The 22,884-nt window shown below is 61.4% G+C and carries 23 protein-coding genes; 11 read left to right on the top strand and 12 right to left on the bottom strand.

What is annotated here, in order from left to right; translation table 11 throughout:
* Positions 1–30: 30 nt before the first annotated feature.
* Positions 31–663 (bottom strand): uracil phosphoribosyltransferase, encoded by a 633-nt coding sequence (gene upp / locus AAFO92_RS03835; protein ID WP_347533322.1) that lies wholly within the window; start codon positions 661–663, stop codon positions 31–33.
* Positions 664–886: 223 nt separating this feature from the next.
* Between upp and AAFO92_RS03830 the strand changes: the two genes are divergently transcribed.
* Positions 887–3,166, top strand: coding sequence for an NADP-dependent malic enzyme (locus AAFO92_RS03830; RefSeq protein WP_347533321.1), 2,280 nt, complete (start codon positions 887–889; stop codon positions 3,164–3,166).
* Positions 3,167–3,641: 475 nt separating this feature from the next.
* Positions 3,642–5,534: a propionate-CoA ligase PrpE gene (gene prpE, locus AAFO92_RS03825; protein WP_347533320.1), complete on the top strand. Its 1,893-nt coding sequence runs from the start codon at positions 3,642–3,644 to the stop codon at positions 5,532–5,534.
* Between the two features lie 410 nt (positions 5,535–5,944).
* Here the strand turns inward: prpE and AAFO92_RS03820 are convergent, their stop codons facing one another.
* A complete protein-coding gene (locus tag AAFO92_RS03820; protein WP_347533319.1) occupies positions 5,945–6,706 on the bottom strand; it encodes an NAD kinase in 762 nt (253 codons plus the stop codon).
* 173 nt (positions 6,707–6,879) lie between these two features.
* On the opposite strand from AAFO92_RS03820, the gene glyA reads away from it, so the two are divergent.
* A complete protein-coding gene (glyA, locus tag AAFO92_RS03815) occupies positions 6,880–8,163 on the top strand; it encodes a serine hydroxymethyltransferase (protein WP_347533318.1) in 1,284 nt (427 codons plus the stop codon).
* A gap of 97 nt (positions 8,164–8,260) precedes the next feature.
* On the opposite strand, the gene AAFO92_RS03810 is transcribed toward glyA, so the two are convergent.
* A complete protein-coding gene (locus AAFO92_RS03810) occupies positions 8,261–8,638 on the bottom strand; it encodes a hypothetical protein (protein WP_347533317.1) in 378 nt (125 codons plus the stop codon).
* 72 nt (positions 8,639–8,710) lie between these two features.
* Here AAFO92_RS03810 and AAFO92_RS03805 point away from each other — a divergent pair, with 72 nt between their 5' ends.
* Entirely contained in the window at positions 8,711–9,466 is a 756-nt protein-coding gene (locus AAFO92_RS03805; protein WP_347533316.1) for an alpha/beta fold hydrolase, read from the top strand.
* Positions 9,467–9,501: 35 nt separating this feature from the next.
* Here AAFO92_RS03805 and AAFO92_RS03800 read toward each other — a convergent pair whose 3' ends face one another.
* Together AAFO92_RS03800 and AAFO92_RS03795 are read right to left on the bottom strand one after the other, a co-directional pair.
* Entirely contained in the window at positions 9,502–9,684 is a 183-nt protein-coding gene (locus AAFO92_RS03800) for a CTP synthetase (RefSeq protein WP_347533315.1), read from the bottom strand.
* Between the two features lie 1,045 nt (positions 9,685–10,729).
* The gene (locus tag AAFO92_RS03795) at positions 10,730–10,906 is read right to left on the bottom strand and encodes a hypothetical protein (RefSeq protein ID WP_347533314.1); all 177 of its coding nucleotides are present in this window, start codon (positions 10,904–10,906) and stop codon (positions 10,730–10,732) included.
* A gap of 449 nt (positions 10,907–11,355) precedes the next feature.
* On the opposite strand from AAFO92_RS03795, the gene AAFO92_RS03790 reads away from it, so the two are divergent.
* Together AAFO92_RS03790 and AAFO92_RS03785 are read left to right on the top strand one after the other, a co-directional pair.
* Positions 11,356–11,508 (top strand): hypothetical protein, encoded by a 153-nt coding sequence (locus tag AAFO92_RS03790; protein WP_347533313.1) that lies wholly within the window; start codon positions 11,356–11,358, stop codon positions 11,506–11,508.
* Positions 11,509–11,585: 77 nt separating this feature from the next.
* Positions 11,586–11,747, top strand: a complete 162-nt coding sequence (locus tag AAFO92_RS03785) for a hypothetical protein (RefSeq protein ID WP_347533312.1) — start codon at positions 11,586–11,588, stop codon at positions 11,745–11,747.
* A 17-nt stretch (positions 11,748–11,764) separates the two neighbouring features.
* On the opposite strand, the gene AAFO92_RS03780 is transcribed toward AAFO92_RS03785, so the two are convergent.
* Positions 11,765–12,004: a hypothetical protein gene (locus AAFO92_RS03780; RefSeq protein ID WP_347533311.1), complete on the bottom strand. Its 240-nt coding sequence runs from the start codon at positions 12,002–12,004 to the stop codon at positions 11,765–11,767.
* A gap of 219 nt (positions 12,005–12,223) precedes the next feature.
* Here AAFO92_RS03780 and AAFO92_RS03775 point away from each other — a divergent pair, with 219 nt between their 5' ends.
* The gene (locus AAFO92_RS03775; RefSeq protein ID WP_347533310.1) at positions 12,224–12,640 is read left to right on the top strand and encodes a hypothetical protein; all 417 of its coding nucleotides are present in this window, start codon (positions 12,224–12,226) and stop codon (positions 12,638–12,640) included.
* Between the two features lie 91 nt (positions 12,641–12,731).
* Here the strand turns inward: AAFO92_RS03775 and AAFO92_RS03770 are convergent, their stop codons facing one another.
* Together AAFO92_RS03770 and lepA are read right to left on the bottom strand one after the other, a co-directional pair.
* Entirely contained in the window at positions 12,732–14,069 is a 1,338-nt protein-coding gene (locus AAFO92_RS03770) for an SIR2 family protein (RefSeq protein ID WP_347533309.1), read from the bottom strand.
* A 105-nt stretch (positions 14,070–14,174) separates the two neighbouring features.
* On the bottom strand, positions 14,175–15,974 hold the full coding sequence (gene lepA / locus AAFO92_RS03765) for a translation elongation factor 4 (RefSeq protein ID WP_347533308.1): 1,800 nt from the start codon (positions 15,972–15,974) through the stop codon (positions 14,175–14,177).
* 315 nt (positions 15,975–16,289) lie between these two features.
* Between lepA and AAFO92_RS03760 the strand changes: the two genes are divergently transcribed.
* Genes AAFO92_RS03760 through AAFO92_RS03750 form a run of 3 tightly spaced genes read left to right on the top strand, consistent with a single transcriptional unit; the run spans position 16,290 to position 19,131 of the window.
* Positions 16,290–17,435 carry an amidohydrolase gene (locus AAFO92_RS03760; protein WP_347533307.1) on the top strand — a complete coding sequence of 382 codons (1,146 nt, stop codon included), beginning with the start codon at positions 16,290–16,292 and terminating at the stop codon, positions 17,433–17,435.
* Between the two features lie 3 nt (positions 17,436–17,438).
* On the top strand, positions 17,439–18,632 hold the full coding sequence (locus AAFO92_RS03755; protein WP_347533306.1) for a diaminopropionate ammonia-lyase: 1,194 nt from the start codon (positions 17,439–17,441) through the stop codon (positions 18,630–18,632).
* Between the two features lie 49 nt (positions 18,633–18,681).
* A complete protein-coding gene (locus AAFO92_RS03750) occupies positions 18,682–19,131 on the top strand; it encodes an Lrp/AsnC family transcriptional regulator (RefSeq protein ID WP_347533305.1) in 450 nt (149 codons plus the stop codon).
* A gap of 4 nt (positions 19,132–19,135) precedes the next feature.
* On the opposite strand, the gene AAFO92_RS03745 is transcribed toward AAFO92_RS03750, so the two are convergent.
* From AAFO92_RS03745 to AAFO92_RS03730, 4 genes are read right to left on the bottom strand one after another with little or no spacing between them, the layout of a single operon-like run.
* The gene (locus AAFO92_RS03745; RefSeq protein WP_347533304.1) at positions 19,136–19,687 is read right to left on the bottom strand and encodes a hypothetical protein; all 552 of its coding nucleotides are present in this window, start codon (positions 19,685–19,687) and stop codon (positions 19,136–19,138) included.
* A complete protein-coding gene (locus AAFO92_RS03740) occupies positions 19,684–20,796 on the bottom strand; it encodes an exo-alpha-sialidase (RefSeq protein WP_347533303.1) in 1,113 nt (370 codons plus the stop codon). Before AAFO92_RS03740 ends, AAFO92_RS03745 begins: the two co-directional genes overlap by 4 nt.
* Positions 20,797–20,800: 4 nt before the next feature.
* Complete coding sequence (locus tag AAFO92_RS03735; protein ID WP_347533302.1) at positions 20,801–21,784, bottom strand: NAD(P)H-quinone oxidoreductase; 984 nt, start codon at positions 21,782–21,784, stop codon at positions 20,801–20,803.
* A gap of 14 nt (positions 21,785–21,798) precedes the next feature.
* Complete coding sequence (locus tag AAFO92_RS03730; protein ID WP_347533301.1) at positions 21,799–22,488, bottom strand: COQ9 family protein; 690 nt, start codon at positions 22,486–22,488, stop codon at positions 21,799–21,801.
* Positions 22,489–22,596: 108 nt separating this feature from the next.
* Here AAFO92_RS03730 and rpsU point away from each other — a divergent pair, with 108 nt between their 5' ends.
* Positions 22,597–22,803, top strand: coding sequence for a 30S ribosomal protein S21 (gene rpsU / locus AAFO92_RS03725; RefSeq protein ID WP_005614280.1), 207 nt, complete (start codon positions 22,597–22,599; stop codon positions 22,801–22,803).
* The last annotated feature ends 81 nt before the right edge of the window (positions 22,804–22,884 follow it).

Below are 22,884 nucleotides of genomic sequence, written 5' to 3'. Positions count from 1 at the left end.
ATTTTTGACGCCTAGTAAACAGTAATTGGCTTATTTAGTGCCAAACATCCGATCACCCGCATCACCTAGTCCCGGCAGGATATATCCCACCTCGTTCAGCTTCTCGTCCAGAGAGGCGGTGACGATGGGCACATCCGGGTGCGCTTCGTGCATCCGCGCAACCCCTTCAGGGGCGGCCAGAAGGCACAGGAAACGGATATCCCGGGCGCCGGATTGCTTGAGCAGATCAACCGCCGCTGCCGAGGAATTTCCCGTGGCCAGCATCGGGTCGACCACGATCACCAGGCGCTCATCCAGGTGGTCGGGCACCTTGAAGTAATACTGCACCGGCTTCAGGGTTTCTTCGTCCCGGTAAAGCCCGACAAAGCCAACCCGCGCCGAGGGGATCAGCTCCAGCATCCCGTCCAGCAGCCCGTTGCCCGCCCGCAGGATCGAGATCAGCGCCAGCTTGCGCCCGTCCAGCGCGGGGGCGTCCATCTCCTGCAGCGGGGTTTCGATGCGGCGCGTCGTCATCGGCAGCTGGTCGGTCACCTCATAGGCCAGCAATTGGCTGATCTCACGCAATAGCTGGCGGAACACCGCGGTCGACGTTTCCTTTTCGCGCATCAATGTCAGCTTGTGCTGGATCAGCGGGTGGTTCACGACGGTCAGATGCTGGGTCATGGGTTTTCCTGTCTGTTGGTACGCGGCGCCACAAGTCTCTACCCAGAAAGCGCCGGCAAGAGCAATGCCCAACAGGCAGATAGCACGCCGCGAAGGCCCACGATAATTCGCGATTGCGTCAAGGCCCCGCAAATTGCAAGCTGGGCTTGCAACGGGCGCAAAGCCTGATTATTCAAGGCGGTTGAAAGTAGTTTAATATTAAACTAAATAGGGAGGGCGTGATATGAACGATGCTCAGAAGGACAATTTACGTCAGGCGGCGCTGCAGTATCACGAGTTCCCCAAGCCCGGAAAGCTCGAGATCAGGGCCACCAAGCCCCTGGCCAATGGTCGCGACCTGTCGCGCGCCTATTCGCCCGGCGTGGCCGAGGCCTGCCTGGAAATCAAGGCCGACCCTGCCGAGGCCAGCCGCTATACCGCCCGCGGCAATCTGGTGGCCGTGGTCAGTAACGGCACCGCGGTCCTGGGGCTGGGCAATATCGGGGCGCTGGCCAGCAAACCGGTGATGGAGGGCAAGGCCGTCCTGTTCAAGAAATTCGCGGATATCGACTGTTTCGACATCGAGGTGGACGAAACCGACCCCGAGAAACTGGCCGATATAGTCTGCGCACTGGGCCCCACTTTCGGCGCGATCAACCTCGAGGATATCAAGGCGCCGGACTGCTTCATCGTCGAAAAGCTCTGCCGCGAGCGCATGAATATCCCGGTTTTCCACGATGACCAGCACGGTACCGCAATCGTCGTCGGGGCGGCCGCCTATAACGCGCTGCACGTGGCGGGCAAGAAATTCGCCGATATCAAGATCGCCTCGACCGGGGGTGGCGCGGCCGGGATCGCCTGCCTGAACATGCTGGTGAAACTGGGCGTAAAGCGCGAAAACATCTTTCTCTGCGACATCCACGGGCTGGTTTACAAAGGCCGGACCGAGGACATGAACCCGCAGAAAGAAGCCTTTGCGCAAGACACCGACATGCGGACGCTTGACGAGGCGATCGTGGGGGCGGACCTGTTCCTGGGGCTTTCGGGCCCCAATGTCCTCAAGCCTGAAATGGTCGCCAGGATGGCCGAACGCCCGATCATCTTTGCCCTGGCAAATCCCACGCCCGAGATCATGCCCGACGAGGCCCGCAAAGTGGCCCCGAATGCAATCATCGCCACGGGACGCAGCGATTTTCCCAACCAGGTCAATAACGTGCTGTGCTTCCCTTTCATCTTTCGCGGTGCGCTGGACGTGGGCGCGACGCAGATCAACGACGCGATGCAGTTGGCCTGTGTCGAGGGGATCGCCGCCCTCGCCCGCGCCACGACCAGCGCCGAGGCCGCCGCCGCCTATCAGGGTGAGCAACTGACATTTGGCCCCGAATACCTGATCCCCAAACCTTTCGATCCGCGCCTATCCGGCATCGTCTCGACCGCCGTGGCCAAGGCGGCCATGGAAACCGGCGTGGCCACCCGCCCGGTTGACGACCTGGAGGCCTACAAGGAAAAGCTGGACGCCTCGGTCTACAAATCCGCCCTCCTGATGCGACCCGTTTTCGAGGCCGCCGCAAATGTTTCGCGGCGCATCGTCTTTGCCGAAGGCGAGGACGAGCGCGTCATGCGCGCAGCCCAAGCCATCCTGGAGGAAACCAGCGAGCTGCCGATCCTGATTGGCCGGCCCAGCGTGATCGAACAGCGCTGCGAACGCCTGGGGCTGGATATCCGGCCCGGGCGCGACATCAACATCGTCAACCCCGAGGACGACCCCCGCTATCGCGATTACTGGGGCAGCTATCACGAGATCATGAAGCGCCGGGGGGTGACGCCCGACCTGGCCCGCGCGGTGATGCGCACGAACTCGACCGCGATTGGCGCGGTGATGGTGCATCGTGGTGAGGCCGACAGCTTGATCTGCGGCACATTTGGCGAATATCGCTGGCATCTGAACTACGTGACACAAGTGCTGGGTGACGCGACGCATCACCCGCAGGGCGCGCTGTCGATGATGATCCTCGAGGACGGGCCATTGTTTATCGCCGATACCCATGTGCGCACGTTCCCCGATCCGGAATACCTGACCGAGGTGGCGGTCGGCGCCGCCCGCCATGTCCGGCGTTTCGGCATCGAGCCGAAGATCGCCTTTTGCTCGCAGTCGCAGTTCGGCAATCAGGGCGAGGATTCGGGCAAGCGGTTGCGCGCAACACTGAGGATTCTTGACAGCCAACCCCGCGACTTCTGCTACGAGGGCGAAATGAACGTCGATGCGGCGCTGGATCCCGATCTGCGCGCGCGGCTGCTGCCGGACAACCGGATGGAAGGCGCGGCGAATGTCCTGATCTTCTCGAATGCTGATGCGGCGTCGGGCGTGCGCAACATCCTCAAGATGAAAGGCGGCGGGTTGGAGGTTGGACCGATCCTGATGGGCATGGGCAACCGGGCGCATATCGTGACGCCTTCGATCACCGCCCGCGGGCTGCTGAACATGGCGGCAATCGCCGGCACACCCGTCGATCATTACGGATAACAAAAACGCCGCCGGAGAATCCTCCGGCGGCGCGAACACGGTACTGAAATTACTTCTTGGTGGTTTTTGCGCCGGGCCGTGCCGGCTTTTGCTTCTTGTCGCCCATGGCAACAATACCTTCTACAAATCGGGCTGGCACCGTGCCGCGCCCTGAGAATATCCTAGCATATACGCGGGTCCGAGCATGGCGGATTTCGACACGGCACGAGTCGTAATTTGCCCGGCGGCAGAACTGAGCGAAACACGTCTTGGGCGGAATCATTTTGTTTGCAGGCGGATATTTGCAATTTTGCAAATCGCCACCACCGCCTAAAGAAACCTGCTGTTTCAAGGGAGATTTGCAAAAATATGCAAGGGAGAGTCCTGAGACACTGCAAATTTCTGTGCCAAACGGTCGCTGCTACCGGTAACTTTCTTGTCGCAAGCGCCAGTGATCCCGTAACAGTAATCACAAGAATCGCCGGAGGAGGAAAGCATGGCTTACAGCGACGTCTACGAGGGGTGGCGGAAAGACCCGGAAGGCTTCTGGATGCAGGCGGCGGATGCCATCGACTGGACCCGGAAACCGTCCAAGGCGCTGTTTGATGAAAACGCACCGCTCTACGAGTGGTACAGCGATGGGCTGGTCAATACCTGCTACAATGCCGTGGACCGTCATGTTGAGGCCGGCCGGGGCGCGCAGACGGCGATCATCTATGACAGCCCGATCACCGGCACGAAAGACAAGATTTCCTACGCCGAACTGCAAACCCGCGTCGCCTCGCTTGCCGGGGCGCTGCGCGACAAGGGGATCGAAAAGGGCGATCGCGTCGTCATCTACATGCCGATGGTCCCGCAGGCGCTTGAGGCGATGCTGGCCTGCGCCCGGCTGGGGGCGATCCATTCGGTGGTTTTCGGCGGGTTTGCCTCGAACGAGCTGGCCGTTCGGATCGACGATGCGCAGCCCAAGGCGATCATAGCCGCCTCTTGCGGGCTGGAGCCGGGCCGCGTGGTCGATTACAAACCGCTGCTGGACGGCGCCATCGAACTGGCCGGGCACAAACCGGATTTCTGCATCATCCTGCAGCGCGAGGAGAAACCCGCCGAACTGACGCCCGGTCGCGATCATGACTGGTACGAGGTGCAAAACGGGGTGGCGCCCGCCGAATGCGTACCGGTTGAAGGCAACCATCCGGTCTATATCCTTTACACGTCCGGTACGACGGGCGCCCCCAAGGGCGTCGTGCGCCCCACCGGCGGGCATCTGGTGGCGCTGAACTGGACGATGAAGAATATCTACAATGTCGATCCGGGTGATGTGTTCTGGGCGGCCTCGGACGTGGGCTGGGTCGTGGGACACAGCTATATCTGCTACGCGCCGCTGGTTCACGGCAACACCACCATCGTGTTCGAGGGCAAGCCCGTGGGCACGCCCGACGCCGGCACTTTTTGGCGCGTCATCAGCGAACATAACGTGCGCTGTTTCTTCACCGCGCCGACGGCCCTGCGCGCGATCAAACGAGACGACCCCAAGGGCGCGTTGATCAAGGATTACGATATCTCGTGCCTGCGGGCGCTCTACCTGGCGGGCGAGCGTGCGGACCCCGACACGATCGAATGGGCGCAGGCCACCATGAAGGTACCGGTCTATGACCATTGGTGGCAGACCGAGACCGGCTATACCATCGTCGGCAACCCGGCGGGCATCGAGGCGCTGCCGGTCAAGATCGGCTCGCCCACCGTACCGATGCCCGGCTACGATGTGCAGATCCTCGATGAAGGCGGCCACCCGATGGGCCCGAACCAGCTGGGGGCGATTGCGGTCAGGCTGCCCCTGCCCCCGGGCACCCTTCCGACGCTCTGGAACGCCGAGGACCGTTTCCGGAAATCCTATCTGACGACCTTCCCCGGTTTCTACGAGACCGGCGATGCGGGCATGATCGACGAGGATGGGTACCTCTACATCATGGCGCGCACCGATGACGTCATCAACGTGGCCGGTCACCGCCTGTCCACCGGCGGGATGGAAGAGGTACTGGCCGGCCATCCGGAGGTTGCCGAATGCGCCGTGATCGGCGTCAGCGATCAGCTGAAAGGCCAGTTGCCTGTCGGGTTCCTGTGCCTCAACAAGGGCTCCGCCAGCAGCAACGAAGATGTCGCGAACGAATGCGTCAAGCTGGTGCGCGAGAAGATCGGCCCGGTCGCGGCCTTCAAGCTGGCGGTCGTCGTCGACCGGCTGCCCAAGACTCGCTCCGGCAAGATCCTGCGCGCGACCATGGTCAGCATTGCCGACGGCCAGGACTACAAGATGCCCGCCACCATCGATGATCCCGCCATCCTGGATGAGATCCGGACAGCCCTGCAAACCATCGGCTACGCGCGGGGCTGAATCAAAAAACCCCCGCGCCATAAGACGCGGGGGTATCTGCCCGATCTACTAGAAAACGCGACTACGGCGTGAAAAGGTCGTGCACCCCATGCAGGATACTCTGAGACAAGCTTGCAGCCGTACGCTGTAGGAACTCGAACACGAAAACATGGCTGCCAGTTGCATCAGACGGGACGACCGAACTGATTACAATCAGCACTGATAAAATCACGGCCTTTACGTTGTTATTCCGGTGCATTTCCCCACCCAGTTTTGTTCTAGATTCGTAGTCATTTATTCAACACGTATCGGACAGCAGCAAATTGCGTGTGAAGCGGCGGGACAGGCAATAACAAGACATTGTTATCGGATAACAGCAATCTACCTGCTTGTTCTTGGGCGCCTTTTACAAGGTCGATCGTTTTTCGTGTTCAGACGAACTGTTCGCGGATCAGACGCTCTTCCAGACCGTGACCCGGGTCGAACAGGATACGGTGGGCGATGCTGGGCTCTGACTTGATCTCAACCCACAGCACGTTCTCGGCCCAACGGCCGTCGGCATCCGCCATGACCGGCCGTTTCTTGGGATTGATGACATCGAAACGCACCGTCGCGGTCTTGGGCAACAACGCCCCCCGCCAACGCCGCGGGCGGAACGCGGCAACCGCGGTCAGCGCCAGGACATCGGCACCAATCGGAAGGATCGGGCCATGCGCGCTGTAGTTATAGGCCGTCGATCCCGCGGGCGTGGCAAGCAGGGCACCGTCGCAGACCAGCTCATCCAGCCGCAGATGCCCGTCAATGGTGATCTTCAGCTTGGCTGCCTGCGGGCCACGGCGCAACAATGACACTTCGTTGATCGCCAGCGCCTGGTGCATCGCGCCATCGACGCTCTTTGCTGTCATGGCAAGCGGGTTGATGACCTCTTCAACCGCATCATGCAGTCGCTGGGGCAAATCATCCTTGTCATAGGTGTTCATCAGAAACCCGACGGTGCCGCGATTCATCCCGTAGACCGGCACGTCCAGCCCCTGGGTACGGTGCAATGTCTGCAACATCAGGCCATCGCCGCCCAACGCCACGATCACATCGGCCTCTTCCTCGGCGACATTGCCATAGCGTTTCGCCAGGACATCATGCGCTTTGCGCGCCGAGGCGACATCGCTTGCGACAAAGGCAATCCTGATGGTCATTGCGGGTGGTCCTGTTTCCAAAGCGCATCCAATGGTTCCGATCGAAGCACAAGTTGCGCCGCTGTGCCAGTGGTGACGGTCCTGCGGGCGGAATTGTCGCTTTACAGGCTTACACCCGGCTGGTGTTTCCGATAGGAAATCCCGCAACGCAACCCATTTCGGAGCATCAACCCATGTCTGATTCTGGTTTCTTCACTGAATCCCTCGCGTCGCGCGATCCCGAGCTCTATGGCTCGATCACGGCCGAACTTGGCCGCCAGCGCGATGAAATCGAGCTGATTGCCAGCGAAAACATCGTCTCGGCCGCCGTGATGGAGGCCCAGGGCAGCGTGATGACCAACAAATACGCCGAAGGTTATCCGGGGCGCCGCTACTATGGCGGGTGCCAATATGTGGACGTTGCCGAAAACCTGGCGATTGACCGCGCCAAGGAACTGTTCGGGTGCGAGTTCGCCAACGTGCAGCCGAATTCGGGATCACAGGCCAACCAGGGCGTCATGCAGGCGCTGATCCAGCCGGGCGATACCATCCTTGGCATGAACCTGGCCTCGGGCGGCCACCTGACCCACGGCGCGGCACCCAACCAGTCGGGCAAATGGTTCAATGCCGTGCAATACGGTGTGCGCAAGCAGGACAACCTGATCGACTATGACCAGGTCGAGGAAATGGCCAAGGAGCACAATCCCAAGATCATCATCGCCGGGGGTTCGGCCATCCCGCGGGTGATCGACTTTGCCCGGATGCGCGAGATTGCGGATATGGTCGGTGCCTACCTGCATGTCGACATGGCCCACTTTGCCGGTCTGGTCGCGGCGGGCGAACACCCCTCGCCCTTCCCGCACGCGCATGTGGCCACCACCACCACCCACAAGACGCTACGCGGCCCGCGCGGCGGCATGATCCTGACCAATGACGAGGAGATCGCGAAAAAGGTCAACTCGGCCATCTTCCCCGGCATTCAGGGCGGCCCGCTGATGCACGTGATCGCCGCCAAGGCCGTGGCGTTCGGCGAGGCGCTGCGCCCCGAGTTCAAGACCTACATCAAACAGGTCCGCGCCAATGCCGATGCGCTGGCCGATCAACTGATCAAGGGCGGGCTGGACATCGTGACCGGCGGCACCGACACCCATGTGATGCTGGTTGACCTGCGCCCAAAGAAGGTGACCGGCAACATCACCGATGCCGCCCTGGGCCGCGCCCATATCACCACCAACAAGAACGGCATCCCGTTCGACCCGGAAAAACCGACCGTCACCTCTGGCATCCGTTTGGGGACACCCGCCGGCACGACCCGCGGGTTCAAAGAGGACGAGTTCCGCCAGATCGCCGACTGGATCGTCGAGGTTGTCGACGGATTGGCCGCCAACGGTCCGGACGATAACGGCGCTGTCGAAGAGAAGGTGAAAGGCGAAGTGGCCGAACTCTGCGCGCGCTTCCCGCTTTACTCCAACCTCTGAGGTAACACGCGATCCGATTTTGCCCCGCGCAGCACCGCTGCGCGGGGTTTTTCGCGCCTGCTTGCCCCCACCCAATGCCAGCCCGGTGCCAACACCGTCAGCCGGTGAAGACCTGCCAATAGAGAAACCCGGTCAAGGCCGCTGCCAGCAATATCAGGTTGAACACCGCGCTGCCCAGGATGCCCAGCACCACGCCCTTGCGACGGTCCGCCGGGTCGATCGTCCGCAGATGCGCGGAAATGTCCCGGAACGCCGCATCAATCGCCTTTTCATCCCGCAGCCGGGCCAGTTTCGGATGCGCGGCCGCAGCCTGGGCATCGGCAATGACGTGCCCTGAACGCCGGACACGCCTTGGCAGGCGGCGGCCCGCGCGCGCCAACTGTTTCTGCAGATCACTGCCACGCACACCCAGTTTTTCCTGCAATTGGCTCTCCAGCGCCTTGACGCGGACCTGGAATTGCTCTGGCTCAATCACCGGCGCCCCCCTTCGGATACAATCTACCTTCTCGGGCTGGCCCTTGGGCGCCACGGCAGGTATCAATCGGCTATGTTGAACATGATCTCACATGGCGAGCCGACGGACCAGCCCGGTCTGCTGATTGCCCACGGCCTTTATGGTTCGGGCCGCAACTGGGGGGTCATCGCCAAGCGCCTTTCGGATACGCGGCAGGTGGTGGCCGTGGACATGCGCAACCACGGTCAGAGCGATTGGACAGGCACCCATGCCTATCCGGACCTTGCCGATGATCTGGCCGAGGTGCTGGCGCATCTGGACCGCCCGTTTGACGTGATGGGCCATTCGATGGGCGGCAAGGCGGCGATGGTGCTGGCACTGAAGCGGCCCGATCTCGTGAACAAGCTGATCGTGGCGGACATATCGCCGGTCAGCTATTCGCACAGTCAGCTGCCCTATATCACGGCGATGAGATCGGTTGATCTGAGCGGGATCGAAAAACGGTCGGACGCCGCCGCGCGCCTGGAACAGCTGGTGGATGATCCCCAATTGGTATCTTTCTTTCTGCAGTCCCTCGATATCAAGAACAGACGCTGGACCCTGAACCTGGATACGCTGGAACGTGAAATGCCCAAGATCATGGCGTTCCCCGAGATGTCGGACAGATATGACGGCCCGGCGCTGTTTCTGTCAGGCGCCTTGTCGGAATATGTGCAGCCCGATCACCGGCCCGAGATCAAACGCCTGTTCCCCCGCGCCCAGTTCGCCAAGATCCCCGGTGCCGAACACTGGCTGCACGCGCAAAAACCCCGCGAGTTCGAGGCCGCGATCCGCGCCTGGCTTGGCTAACACCGTTTTCCGTCAGCCGTTCTATCTGCGCAACATCACCCTTGCCAAAGCCGGCGTGCAATCTGCCAACTGACGGGAAACCCCGCCAGAAACCCCAATGCGGCGACCGACAACAGGGCGACCCAGCTGTCGTGACCGATCACCAGTGCGGCGATTACGCCCATACCGGCCAGGGTGGACCCGATGAAGAGATGCAGTACCAGGGCAAGTCGGAACATGGTGAACCTCATGGGATTATCGCGGACATGAATGTCAGGTTGTTACTGCCCGACACGCCGCCGAATCGCCTTGATGTGGATCAGGTACAGGTTAAATTGTGCCCTTGCCGCCACAATCAGTAGACGGGTCGCGCTGATGTTGCGGAGTTTTTACACTGCGCCGCGACATATAGTTGATCTGCACCCCAACTGCATGTAAGCCTCGGATCACAGGTGCATAGACGCGGTCGCATCAACTGACGGCGGGGTCCGGTTTGCCAGTGGCAGGCGGACCCCGTTTTCGTTGAGTGCTCTCTGGTTACAGGGCGATCCGGGTAACGCTTTGCCGGAATCGGATAAGGCGCCAGGTGCTCAGACGCGGTCTTCGCATTGTGGCCGAAGCCACACCCTGACGCCTACCCGAACAAACCAGCCCCGAAAGGCGGTTGCCCGTGCTGCGATGAACCCGAAGGCCCACCACTGCCTCACCCTGTTCGAAAACAAAGATCGGCGGTGCCTCCCCACGCCCCAAGGCATGGTTCCGCAATGCCGCACCGTGCCCGGAGGCGCGGATTGGCCGCGCTGCGCTTTGCCCGAAGACAGGAACAGCGTGCTAAGACCCAGGCCAACCAGGTGCATCCCCAATCCCCGAAGGGTTCGAAAACCCGCCCGATCGCCCTTGAACCCCGGCAACAGGGCGATAACCCGAAGGCCCGCATCCCGCCGCCAAGGCCCCGAGGGGCCGTCGCGTATCGCGCTGATTTGTGAAAACCGTTGCGATGAACCAAGGTTCACTCCAAGGCGGCTGCCGCGCAAGGAAAATTTGATCCACCGATGAAATTTCTTGGGGATAAGTTATTGGATTAGCTTGGGAAATTCCTGTGGATAAGTGATTTTTCCAAAATGTTTCGGCACTGTTACGTGAGTGGTGGATTTTGGCCGAAACCAGAGGTCGAAAAGCAGGCTTTGCGCGCGCTGTTCACCAGATCAGGGGCCTTTGTGCCGGCCCGAAGCCAACGCAGACCTTGAACCCTGCGTCAAAACACCTGACGATTCGCAGCGTTTTTCAGCCGACGGTCAACTGATAGACGATCCGCTCGCGGCAAGGCGTGATGTTCACGTCTTCAGGGTGTGGCGCCATTTTGGCCAAGGCCAATCCGGGTAAGGCCTGTTGGCGGTGTTTGAGGTTTTCGAGTGCCTCCAGCCGGCGCTTCTGCGCGACTGATACATAATCAACATTCATACTCTTTACGTTTCCCATACCAGTAAGTTTACAGCCAAGGTAGTTTGTGACCAAAATGCGGCAAAATGAACTGATTTTTTAGAAACTGTTTGTTTCCGCCAGGGAAATTCCATCACTCCGCTCGCTTATTAATTCCTCACACTATCAAATACTTAAAACTGATAACGCGCAAAACTCCCGTCAAATTCTTTCCGCGGTGCGGGGCGGTTTCGCGGCAGGTGCCGCGAAATGTGGCACAATTGTGGCCATCAGGGGCGCCGCAAACCAAGGTCGAGGGCTGCCCCCGAAAACACCCTGAACCATGCCAAATCCTGCTTCGGCTGGCGCGTGGAATGTGCTAAGGAAAGGCACCCGGCGCCCCGACAGGCTGAGACGACGGGTCATGACAAGCGCCCGGGACACAGGATCATTCACCGGGTGACGGAAACAAAAGAACGAGGAGAGCTGCCTTGAATACGAAATTCTGGGTCATTCTGGGTTTGATTGCGGGCACCACCGCCCTGACGGGCTGCGCCCCGGTGGTCATCGCCGGTGCGGGCGCCGCAGCGGTCGTTGTCGCCGATGAAGTGGCCGAAAAAGACGGTGACGAAGGCCTGTTCTAAGGCCGTTGCCCCATCCTGATCGGCGGAACGGGTCGGGCCCGGACCCCGCAAAGACAACTGTGTTGAGGAGAGCTGAGATGACACCGAAATACTGGATCGCGCTGGCGCTGCTGACCGGCAGCCTTGCCATCACGGGCTGCGCGCCCGCTGTCGTGGGCGCCGCCGCCGTTGGGGCGGCGGGCGTGGTCATGACCGACAAGGCGATCGAGGAAGAAAAGGGCGGCGACGGGGTATTCTGACCGTCCGCCGCGGGGTATTACAGACCAAGCATTTCCTTGGCCTTGGCCAATGTCTCGACCGAGGCCGCGTGATCGCCGCTTTCGTGCAGGCTTTCACCCTCGGCGCGCAGGGCATTGACCTCGGCCAGGTCGGCCTCGGACAGGGACGTGCCCGCCGCCAGCGCGGCGTCGATCTCGGCCATGTCGGCGGGGCATTGCCCGGCCATCCCCGGACCTGCGGCAAGGCAGAAGGAAAGGGTCAGGAAAAGTCGTTTCATGGATGTATCCTCCCGTTATGTTACGCGCCATGATAGCACAGCGGCGTGATCCGCATAGCGCTACGCGGCCAGCATGGCCGAAGCGGGCGGGTGTTTGCCGAACCCGCGGGATTTCAGCCCGCCCGCCAGACCGTCCGCCGGCGCCGCCCATGCAAAAAGCGACAAAATCTGCTATAGGTTGAGCATTCTTGCCCCCTTTTCAGGAGATTGATTATGCAAATGTCACATCTGCTTTCAACGGGCGTTGCCGCGCTGACACTGACCCTGCTGGCCGGGTGCGAACCGAAAGATACCGCCGAACGGGTCGATCTGGTGCCCGCGCGGGCCGCCGGGTCGCAGGGGCCCGGCGGGTTCTGCATCCGCGACAGCCAGGGGCTTTCGGTGCGGGTGCGCAACCAGTCGAATATCGACGCGCTTCAGGTCACGCAGACGCGGGTCAGGTTCGAGACAGGCGCGGTCGTCACCCTGCCCACCGCCCCGATGCCCGGCGGCAGCTTTGCCGTCACCGGCCCCTTCCCGATCCCCGCTGGCTGCTTCAACCCCGATTGCGGGTTCGAGATCACCGTGAACGTCACCGGCACCCTGCCGAACGAGGTGAGCGGCAACAACACCGAAAGCGGGATTTGCATCGGGTGAGCGCCGGTTCTGGCACAGCCCCGGGCGTGATTTCACGCACCAATGCGGAGGTATCGAGGAATGGTGCGTGCGAGCACGTACCCTACGCTTGTTAATTTTCCATATCTAACGTGTATTCTTTACCATCCCGTACCCGAGACAACAATTCTACACAGGACTTAGAGTACATTTGCGCTCTAGATTTCTTACTTATTCTCACCGTTCCATGGTAGCGATTATCTGTCGCTTTCAAGTCGACGCCAGTTTCCTCTTTCACTTTGGCCAGCAGCGCGTTGGCTTTATGCCATCCATCAAAACCAAGCTTCTTACCAACTTCAGTTAGATTGTATGGGTACTCAGCAGAAAATCGTGTCACAGGTTGTAAGGTGCCTATCCCGAACACTTTGGCAAAATCTTCCTTAGTCTCAACTTTTCCAGAGATCAGCTCGAAATCAACTTCAAATTTTTGCCTTGGTATGTCGGAGCGAACCAGCTGATAAGACCTCGCCAGTAATGAACGCAGAATTTGAGGATTCACGTTGGATAGTGGTGCATTGTGTCCAAAAGCTTTAAATACCCACTCAAAATCGGTCGCTTCGATAGAGTTAACACGCACTCCCTTATCTGATGAAACCTGCAACACTCGCTCCACACCAGGCTGGCCACCGCTTGGGCGCGTTAGGAAGAAAATATTTGGTATCACTCCACCTTTAATGTCGACGGCCTCGTCTAAGTCTTCAAGAATTCTTCGAATGTTTGAATCCTCGACGCTATAGCCAACAAACACAATGGGATGCTCAGCAAAAAACGTCAGAAGTTTTGCGGTTAGGTACTTTCGCTTTGAGCCAAAGTTCGAATAATCTTTGCTCGTTAAAACCAACGAACTCGGTTTTTCGACCGTACCGTGAATTTTGTAAATTTCACCGATGTTCGCAAAAGGAGCGGAAATCAGGCCGGTGCCGAGAATAGGTTGATACCCGGGTAAACTCGCTTCTAGCAGGCCATCATAGTTAGTGGTGACTACCGCGTGAGGCCGTATCGCCGAAAAAGCTTCTGCTTCACCAACATAGTTGTCGGCAACGTCTGTGCCATATCCCTTAATATGCTGAGCAATCGCGTATTTCAGGTAAATCTCGGAGGGAACCTTAGCTTCAAAAAGAATTTGTGGAAATTGGCTTTTCCCTTCACCCCAAGCCCACTTCTGATAGTCTTGAGATATTCTTTGAGCTACCTCAGGGAGGCCGTCTTCCTGTTGCACAAAAAACTGGATAGGTTTGTCTATTTCAGGGCAATTATTCACTGCCCACTCTAGTAGCTCGTACCAACTGGGTGAATTAATCCAGCGTCGGCTTAAACCTGAGCCTGCAAATATGATTGGCTGAAGCGGAAACTTCTCTCTAGTCGAAATTATTCGCGCCGTCTGATCGTCAATATATTTTTGATCATCCATGACTAACCCCTCCATCTTTAACCGCAACCCAAATCAACTTAACCGGGTGCGGCCGCAATTGACTTTGCCAATCGCTTTCCCGCACGCACCCTAAAAATGGCCAGCTTAGCTGTCCATCTTCAGTGCCGAAATGAACGCCTCCTGAGGAATATCCACCTTCCCGAACTGGCGCATCTTCTTCTTGCCGGCCTTCTGCTTTTCCAGCAGTTTCTTCTTCCGCGTGGCGTCGCCGCCGTAGCACTTGGCGGTCACGTCCTTGCGCATGGCCGAGAGCGTCTCGCGGGCGATGACCTTGCCGCCGATGGCCGCCTGGATCGGGATCTTGAACATGTGGCGCGGGATCAGGTCCTTGAGCTTTTCGACCATCGCGCGGCCGCGCATCTCGGCCCGGTCGCGGTGCACCATCATCGACAGCGCATCGACCGGCTCCTCGTTCACCAGCACCGACATCTTGACCAGGTTGTCCTGGCGATAGCCGGTCAATTGATAGTCGAACGACGCGTAGCCCTTGGTGACCGATTTCAGCCGGTCGTAGAAATCGAACACCACCTCGTTGAGCGGCAGGTCATAGACCACCATCGCGCGCGAGCCCGCATAGGTCAGGTCCTCCTGGATGCCGCGCCGGTCCTGGCAGAGTTTCAGGACGTCACCCAGGTAGTCATCGGGCACCAGGATCGTGGCCTTGATCCGCGGCTCCTCCAGGTGGTCGACATGGGTGAGGTCGGGCATGTCGGCGGGGTTGTGCAGCTCGGTCATGGTGCCGTCGCGCATGTAGACGTGGTAGACGACGCTGGGCGCGGTGGTGATGAGCTCGATATCATATTCCCGCTCGATCCGGTCGCGGATCACCTCAAGGTGCAAGAGCCCGAGGAAGCCGCAGCGGAAGCCGAAACCGAGCGCGGCCGAGGTCTCCATTTCATAGGAGAAGCTGGCGTCGTTGAGGGCAAGCTTGTCGATCGCGTCGCGCAGATCCTCGAACTCGGCTGAATCGACCGGGAAGAGGCCGCAGAACACCACCGGCTGCGAGGGTTTGAAGCCCGGCAGCGCCTTGTCCGCGCCGCGTTTCTCATGGGTGATCGTGTCGCCCACGCGGGTATCGCGGACCTGCTTGATGCTGGCGGTCAGGAACCCGATCTCGCCGGGGCCAAGCTCGGCCACGTCGGTGCGGGCCGGTTTGAAGACGCCGATCCGGTCGACGTGATGCACCGAGCCGTTCGACATCATCTTGACCCGGTCGCCCTTTTTCAGCACGCCGTCCATGATCCGCACCAGCACGATCACGCCCAGATAGGCATCGTACCAGCTGTCGACCAGCATTGCCTTGAGCGGCGCGTCACGGTCGCCCTTGGGCGCGGGCAGCTGCCGGACGATGGCCTCGAGCGTTTCGTGGATGCCGATACCCGTCTTGGCGCTGACCTGGATGGCGCCGGTGGCGTCGATGCCGATCACGTCCTCGATCTGTTCGGCCACGCGGTCGCAATCGCTGGCGGGCAGGTCGATCTTGTTCAGGACCGGCACGATCTCGTGGTCGGCGTCGATCGCCTGGTAGACATTGGCCAGCGTCTGCGCCTCGACCCCCTGGGTGCTGTCCACGACCAGCAGCGAGCCCTCGACCGCGCGCATGGAGCGGCTGACCTCGTAGGCGAAATCGACATGGCCCGGCGTGTCGATCAGGTTGAGCACGTATTTCTCGCCATCATCGGCCAGATAGTCGATGCGCACGGTGTTGGCCTTGATGGTGATGCCGCGTTCGCGCTCGATATCCATCGCGTCAAGCAGCTGTTCCTTCATGTCCCGCTCGGCCACCGTGTTGGTGGATTGGATGAGCCGGTCGGCCAGCGTTGATTTCCCGTGGTCGATATGGGCCACGATCGAGAAATTGCGGATATGAGCGAGGTCTGTCATGGATGGGGATATGTCTGGGAAACGGGGGCTGGTCAAGATGGCTTGGACCAGTCGCCACGGTTGGGGTCGGGACATATTTCGCAGCTACGCGGGTTGGTCGCGCGTGTCAGAGGCGCCTGGGTGCGGGCATGCCGCCGGGGCGCGATCGCGCAGGTCGCTGTGGCCGAGGTCCGGGCCCAGGGATTCCGGGATGGGCGGAAATTAATCGTTTTCTGCCGTCATGCGATTCAGTTTTCTCTTGATCGGTGCGGTATTTGACGACCTGCCCTGCTGTTGGTGCACTATCCTGACGCAAACGGTAACCGAGGAAGTCGCATGGATGCGTTTCACCAAAGGCTGACGGAATTGCGCCGGGCATTTCACCGCGACCCTGAGCTGGGCTTCGATGAAATGCGCACCAAGGCGAAAGTGGCCGAGCATCTTCACGGGCTCGGGTTGGAGGTGCATGAGGGCGCGGGCGTGGTGGGGGTGTTGCGCGCCGGCGGCGGCAACCGGGCGATCGGGCTCAGGGCCGACATGGATGCGCTGCCCATCCATGAGACCAGCACGCATGATTACGTGTCTGAAAACCCCGGGGTGATGCACGCCTGTGGCCATGACGGGCATACGACGATGTTACTGGGCGCGGCAGAGTTGCTGAGCAGGGAACCTGGCTTCGACGGTACGGTGGTGTTCCTGTTCCAGCCCAATGAAGAACATGGGCTGGGCGCGCGGGCGATGATCGACGAAGGCGTGCTGGAGCGGTTCCCGATCGACGAGGTCTACGGCATTCACAACCTGCCCGCTGCGCAGGTGGGGCAGGTTTCAACCCGCGTGGGGCAGATTTGCGCCAGCGAGAGCCTTTTCGAGATCGAGATTACCGGCCGGGGCGGCCATGCCTCGATGCCGCAAGTGGGCGTGGATGCGATCACCGTCGGGGCCGAACTGGTGGGCGCCTTGCAAACCATCGTTTCGCGCAAGATGGCGCCGGGCTGCGGCGTGGTTGTTTCGGTCACCGAATTCGTGACCGACGGGGCGCGCAACGTCCTGCCCGGCCGGGCGGTGCTGAGAGGCGACGTGCGCGCTCGCGTGCCCGAAGATCGCGACGCCGTCGCCCGGTTCATGCGCCAGATCGTCGATGGCGTGGCCGCGGCCCACGGCGTGCGCATGAGCCTGACATTCAATACCGAGTTCATCGAGGCGATCAACGCCGACGGCCCCACCGAGGCCGTGATACGTGTTGCCCGTGCCCTGGGCCATGACACGATCCCAGACCGGCCACCGATGAGCTTTTCCGAGGATTTCGCCCATTTCAGCGCCGCGGTCCCGGGCTGTTTCCTGTTGCTGGGCAATGGTACGGATGGTCCCCACGGCCAGCCCCTGCACGCTTCGGACTATGATTTCAACGATGCGCTCCTGCCCATTGGCGCCGCCTTCTGGGCGGCCCTCGTGCGGGACCGCCTTCCCCAAAAGACTGGATAGACCATGACAGATCTTCTGCCCCCTGCCCGCCTGCAGCATGTCGCCGCCAACCGCAAGACCGGCGATGCCGCGCTGCGGGTTCTGAGCGCGGATGACTTCGCCACCGCCCGCGCCGAGATCACCGCGTGGGAGGGTTACGCCCCGACGCCCCTCATTTCGCTTTCCCATCTGGCCGCCCGGATCGGCGTGGCCGAAATTGACTACAAACACGAGGGGCCGCGCTTTGGCCTGGGCAGCTTCAAGGCGCTTGGGGGGTCCTATGCGGCGCAGCGCGTGCTGCAGCGTGAGGTGGCCCGCCGAACCGGTCAACAGGTCAGCCTGGCCGATATCCGCAACCGCACCTATGCGAAGGAGGTGGCGCAGATCACGCTGGTTTCAGCCACCGATGGCAATCACGGCCGGTCGCTGGCCTGGGGCTGTCAGCGTTTCGGCGCGCCCTGCCGGATCTACATCCATGCCGAGGTCAGCGAGGGCCGCGCGGCGGCCATGCAAGAGCTGGGCGCCGAGGTGATCCGGATCGACGGCGATTACGACGATTCCGTCCGGCTGGCCAAGGACGAGGCACAGTCGAACGGCAGGTTCGTGGTCTCCGACACCTCGTGGCCCGGCTATGCGCAGCCACCGCGCGACGTGATGGCGGGGTATGGCGTGATGGTGCAGGAAATATGCGAGGCTCTGCCGCAGGCGCCGACCCATGTATTCCTGCAGGGCGGCGTGGGCGGACTGGCCGCAGGTGTGGCTGCGGCGCTGCGGCAGTTCTGGGGCGATGCCGCGCCCCGGGCGGTGATCGTCGAACCGGAACTGGCGGCCTGCCTGTTCGAAAGCGCCCGGACCGGCAAGGCAACGACAGTCTCCATCGACGCCGAAACCATCATGGCCGGGCTGTCCTGCGGGGAGCCGTCGGAACTGGCCTGGGAAATCCTGGTGGAAGAGGCCGGCGATTTCGTGACCATCCCCGACAGCCTGGTGGGGCCAAGCGTGCGCCTTCTGGCGCGCCCGCTGGATGGCGATCCGGCGGTCGACGCCGGGGAAAGCGCCGTTGCCGGGCTGGCCGCGCTGATTGCCGCGCGCAAGGATGCGGCGCTGTCTGACAAGCTGGGCCTGGATGCAGGGTCGCGCGTGCTGCTGATCGGGTCCGAGGGCGTCACCGACCCGGAGATCTTTGCCCGGATCATGCAGGAGGCGGAAGCGGCCTGAGACGCCGAAAAACGTTGCAAATCGCGGCCCGTGCGATTTTTATCGGATCATGGATGACAAAGACCTTCAGATCCTGCAACTGGTTCAATCAAACGCGCGGCTGACCGCGGACGCCCTGAGCGCCGAGGTCGGCCTGTCGCCGCCCGCCGTGCAGAAACGCCTGAAGAAGCTGCGCGATACGGGCGTGATCGAACGGGAAATTGCCGTTCTGTCGCCGGGCGAGCTGGGCCGTGACATGACCGTGATCGTGCAGGTCGTGCTGGAGCGCGAGAACCGAATGTATCTGGACGCATTCAAGCGCACGATGCGCGATGCACCCGCGGTGCAGCAATGCTACTACACCACCGGCGAGGCGGATTTCATCCTTGTCGTCGTGGTCCGGAACATCGCCGAATACGAGGAATTCACCCAGCAGTATTTCTTCGATCAGTCGAATGTCAGCCGCTTCACCTCCTCGGTGGTCATGGACCGTGTGAAGGTGTCACTGGACATCATCTAGGGCCTCAAAACAGCCGCAGGATCAGCACGACGAAGATGACCGGCACAAGCAGCGCGTGCGTGACATGGTCGAACCAGTTGCTGCTGCCCCAGCCCATGACCCACAGCGCCTGCCCCGACACCGCGAGGAAGGGGATAAACAGGTTTCCGCTGAGCGCGCCATAGGCGCAGAGCGCCAGCACCATCACCGCCACGGGTAGCGGCGCATAGCCATGGCGGTATAGGTCGACCGGCAGCACCCCGATCGAAGCGGCGATGAACCCCATGTAAAGCAGCACAAAGACCAGCAGCTCGGCGGTGCCGAAGGGTGCCACCGCCACCCCGGCCCCGGCGGCTGCGTGACGCAGCGCAAGCAGCGGCAGAACAATCCCGATGGGACCCAGAAGGGCGACAAATCCGCGGATTGCGATCGTGTCGCGGAACACCAGAACACTCAGCAGGCCGGCCACGCCACCGGCAATCAGCGCCACCGGAACGGTCGTGAACAGGCCCGCCAGGGCATAGACCACCCATCCCAGCAGAATTGCCACCGAGGCATACGTGAGCGCGCCGATCATTGTGCCGTGATCCAGGCGTCATTCATGACATGGGCGCGGATGCCGCGCTTGGTGCCGTGCGAATAGGCCAGCAGGATCTCGCCCGACGGAAGCCGCCGCAGCATCGGGTAGCGAGCATCGCCCGCATCGTCCTGCAAACGGTGGATCATCCGCCAGCTGGTGCCGCCATCCTCGGACAGTGACAGGCGCAGTTCGTGCCGGCGTTCGGCATCGTCGTTCATCACCGCCAATATCCGATCCCCGCCCAGGGACAGGGCAGCAACCGGCGCACTGGAATTGGGAATGTCGGTGGCGGTGACCTCGGACCACGTTTTGCCACCGTCGCTGGTGCGGCTGATCCAGAGCTTCCAGCTGGGATCGAAATCGCGCAGGAAGGCAACCGCGCGGGCCTGGTCCAGCGGCACGATCATCGGCTGGATCGCCTTGACGCCTCTTGCCGGCATCCGGCGCTGGTCGACGACGCGGCCCTTGTCATCCAGCCGCGCCAGCACGGCATAGGCGCTGCCCATCTCGAAATAGGCGGGCAGCGCGTGGCTGCCATCGGCATAGGCGACCATCGGCGATTTCACCAGGTGCGAACGATTGAGCAGCGGCGAGAGGTTCAGTTTGCGCGCCGAAACAGGCCCATCCGCGCCCATGCGCACATCCGCGACCGAGGCCATCGCCCACCCCCCGACCGAAACAACGGTGGCATAAAGCGCGTTTTCCGCCGCCTCGTTCTGGATCGTGTTGCCCAGGGTCACGACCAGTTGCCGCGGCTCGAACGCCGCGCCCAATGCGGTGCGCGTTGCATAGGGCGCGGGGGCGGACGCCTGCCATGCACCGTCGGCGCGTGAGAAATGCGCCGCATGGATATCGACATCCGCCTGCGCCTCTTCGGACCCTTCGAACCAGACGATCGAGACCTGTTCGCCGTTCAGAACGATGCCCGGCGCATGTGCCTGCCCGGCGGGGGCGGTGTAGTCGAATATGGTCTCGAAAATCGGGGCGGCGTCGGAGGCCACGGTCTCGGGCACCGCGAAACGCCAGTCCAGCGGCTGATGGCGCGCAATCGCCACGGCGCTGAGGCCGATGCTGACAAGCACAAGGACGAGGATGGCGAATTGCATCTGGTCACGCGACCTTCAGAACGATCTTGCCGATATGGCCGCTGCTTTCCATGCGGGCATGGGCCTGTGCCGCATCGGCCAAAGCAAATTCGCTGTCCATCACCGGGGCAACCCTGCCGGCCTCGAGCAACGGCCAGACATGGGCCCGCAACGCCTCGGCGATCTGTGCCTTGGCCAGGTCGCTCTGCGGGCGCAGGGTGCTGCCGGTGATCGTCAGGCGGCGCATCATCACCTGGGCAAAGTTCAACTCGATCTTCGGCCCCTGCAGAAACGCGATCTGGACCAGCCGCCCCTCGTCGGCCAGGCATTTCACGTTGCGCGGCAGATACTCGCCGCCCACCATGTCAAGGATCAGGTTGGCACCGCCCTCGGCGCGCAGCACCTCGGCGAAATCGCCTTCGCGATAGTTGATTGCCTGTTCGGCGCCAAGATCGCGGCAGACCGCGCATTTTTCCTCGGATCCGGCGGTGGTAAAAACCCGCGCGCCAAAGGCATGGGCCAACTGGATCGCGGTGGTGCCGATGCCGCTCGACCCGCCGTGGACCAGGAACCGCTCACCGGCACGCAACCCGCCGCGCATGAAGACATTGGACCAGACGGTAAAGAAGGTCTCGGGCAGGCAGGCGGCCTTGTCCAGCGACAGTCCCGCGGGCACCGGCAGACAATGCGCGGCGGGGGTCGAGACATATTCAGCATAACCGCCACCGGGCAGAAGCGCGCAGACCTGATCGCCAAGTTTCCAGTCGCCTGCGCCGTCGCCGACCGCCACGATTTCCCCGGCGCCCTCAAGCCCTGGCAAATCGCTGGCGGTGGGGGGCGGCGCGTAGAGGCCTGCTCGTTGCAGGGCATCGGGGCGGTTCACACCGGCATAGGCCAGCTTGATCACTACCTCGCCCACGCCCGGCGTTGGCACCGGGCGGTCGGTCAGCTTCAACACTTCCGGCCCGCCGGGTTGGGTGATTTCCACAGCGTTCATTGTCTGGCTCATGGCCCTGCTCCTTGTTATTGCGGCCCGTTCCAGCGGCCCGGCATTCCTGTGTGTTGTCCGCCCTGCGGTGCCCTGATCCGGCCAAGGAATGCAAGCGGGCCTGCCATCACGCTGTTCATCAGCTTGTTCTCACGCATCTGCGCCTTGAATTTCTCAAACTGCATGACGTCCTCGATACGCCGGTCCAGAAACTCTGTCGTGGCCTGATGGCCGGGGCTGTCATCGCCCAGCCAGTAAAGCACCGTGGCGCTGTAGACACCCGAAAGCGTCATCCGCTTGGTGTACCAGTTGATGTCATTCGAGGTGTCCCCCAGGGCCACCCAGATCCGGTCACAGGTTTTCCAGACCGCATGTGCCCCGTCGGCGGCATAGAGCGGCAGCGCAAACAGTGCCATGCCCCGGCGCACCAGTTCCTTGTCCTCGACCGCGTCCAGCCGTGCGCGTACGGCAAAGGCGATCCGATCGCGGAATTTCATCTCGGTCAGATCGGCGGCCTCGATCGCCGCCAGCATGTCGATGTCACCGGCCTCGTGATAGGCCAGCGCCAGACCGACGCCACCGCGCGGAAACACCGCACGGGCCAGCCCTGGTTCGACGCCCGTATCTTCGATGGCGGCGCGAAACGTCGCCTCACCCCAGCCATCGAAGGGCACGTGATTCTTGGCCGCCTGCAGCAGTTTCGCCTTTATTTCAGGGTCGGACATCATGTTCTCCTGCGGTTTGCGCCACCCTAGACAAAACAAAAGCGCTTTGCTATACGGCCACTTCCTGCAATCTCTTGCAACTTTAACTTAGGAAGGTGGTGACACCACATGCAGGTTAGTGTTCGCGACAACAATGTCGATCAGGCGCTTCGTGCCCTGAAGAAAAAGCTGCAACGCGAAGGCGTTTTCCGCGAAATGAAGCTCAAGCAACATTTCGAGAAACCGTCCGAGAAAAAAGCGCGCGAAAAAGCTGAAGCGATCCGCCGTGCCCGTAAACTGGCACGGAAGAAAGCCCAGCGTGAAGGGTTGCTCTAAGCACCCGGCGCAGCTTGATCAGCACTGAAAATTTGATGACCCCCGAGGCCCGGCCACGGGGGTTTGTCTTTTCCTGGTTCA

The organism is Roseovarius sp. CAU 1744, from assembly GCF_039839345.1.
Classification (GTDB): Bacteria; Pseudomonadota; Alphaproteobacteria; order Rhodobacterales; family Rhodobacteraceae; genus Roseovarius.
The sequence above is the reverse complement of the archived record's forward strand: the minus strand, read 5'-3'. Positions and strand labels throughout refer to the sequence as shown.

Bases quoted from the DNA above. Each gene is read 5' to 3' on its own strand.
- upp (WP_347533322.1), bottom strand. From the start codon at position 663: ATGACCCAGCATCTGACCGTCGTGAACCACCCGCTGATCCAGCACAAG.
- AAFO92_RS03830 (WP_347533321.1), top strand. From the start codon at position 887: ATGAACGATGCTCAGAAGGACAATTTACGTCAGGCGGCGCTGCAGTAT.
- prpE (WP_347533320.1), top strand. From the start codon at position 3,642: ATGGCTTACAGCGACGTCTACGAGGGGTGGCGGAAAGACCCGGAAGGC.
- AAFO92_RS03820 (WP_347533319.1), bottom strand. From the start codon at position 6,706: ATGACCATCAGGATTGCCTTTGTCGCAAGCGATGTCGCCTCGGCGCGC.
- glyA (WP_347533318.1), top strand. From the start codon at position 6,880: ATGTCTGATTCTGGTTTCTTCACTGAATCCCTCGCGTCGCGCGATCCC.
- AAFO92_RS03805 (WP_347533316.1), top strand. From the start codon at position 8,711: ATGTTGAACATGATCTCACATGGCGAGCCGACGGACCAGCCCGGTCTG.
- AAFO92_RS03800 (WP_347533315.1), bottom strand. From the start codon at position 9,684: ATGTTCCGACTTGCCCTGGTACTGCATCTCTTCATCGGGTCCACCCTG.
- AAFO92_RS03795 (WP_347533314.1), bottom strand. From the start codon at position 10,906: ATGAATGTTGATTATGTATCAGTCGCGCAGAAGCGCCGGCTGGAGGCA.
- AAFO92_RS03785 (WP_347533312.1), top strand. From the start codon at position 11,586: ATGACACCGAAATACTGGATCGCGCTGGCGCTGCTGACCGGCAGCCTT.
- AAFO92_RS03780 (WP_347533311.1), bottom strand. From the start codon at position 12,004: ATGAAACGACTTTTCCTGACCCTTTCCTTCTGCCTTGCCGCAGGTCCG.
- AAFO92_RS03775 (WP_347533310.1), top strand. From the start codon at position 12,224: ATGTCACATCTGCTTTCAACGGGCGTTGCCGCGCTGACACTGACCCTG.
- AAFO92_RS03770 (WP_347533309.1), bottom strand. From the start codon at position 14,069: ATGGATGATCAAAAATATATTGACGATCAGACGGCGCGAATAATTTCG.
- lepA (WP_347533308.1), bottom strand. From the start codon at position 15,974: ATGACAGACCTCGCTCATATCCGCAATTTCTCGATCGTGGCCCATATC.
- AAFO92_RS03760 (WP_347533307.1), top strand. From the start codon at position 16,290: ATGGATGCGTTTCACCAAAGGCTGACGGAATTGCGCCGGGCATTTCAC.
- AAFO92_RS03755 (WP_347533306.1), top strand. From the start codon at position 17,439: ATGACAGATCTTCTGCCCCCTGCCCGCCTGCAGCATGTCGCCGCCAAC.
- AAFO92_RS03750 (WP_347533305.1), top strand. From the start codon at position 18,682: ATGGATGACAAAGACCTTCAGATCCTGCAACTGGTTCAATCAAACGCG.
- AAFO92_RS03745 (WP_347533304.1), bottom strand. From the start codon at position 19,687: ATGATCGGCGCGCTCACGTATGCCTCGGTGGCAATTCTGCTGGGATGG.
- AAFO92_RS03740 (WP_347533303.1), bottom strand. From the start codon at position 20,796: ATGCAATTCGCCATCCTCGTCCTTGTGCTTGTCAGCATCGGCCTCAGC.
- AAFO92_RS03735 (WP_347533302.1), bottom strand. From the start codon at position 21,784: ATGAGCCAGACAATGAACGCTGTGGAAATCACCCAACCCGGCGGGCCG.
- AAFO92_RS03730 (WP_347533301.1), bottom strand. From the start codon at position 22,488: ATGTCCGACCCTGAAATAAAGGCGAAACTGCTGCAGGCGGCCAAGAAT.
- rpsU (WP_005614280.1), top strand. From the start codon at position 22,597: ATGCAGGTTAGTGTTCGCGACAACAATGTCGATCAGGCGCTTCGTGCC.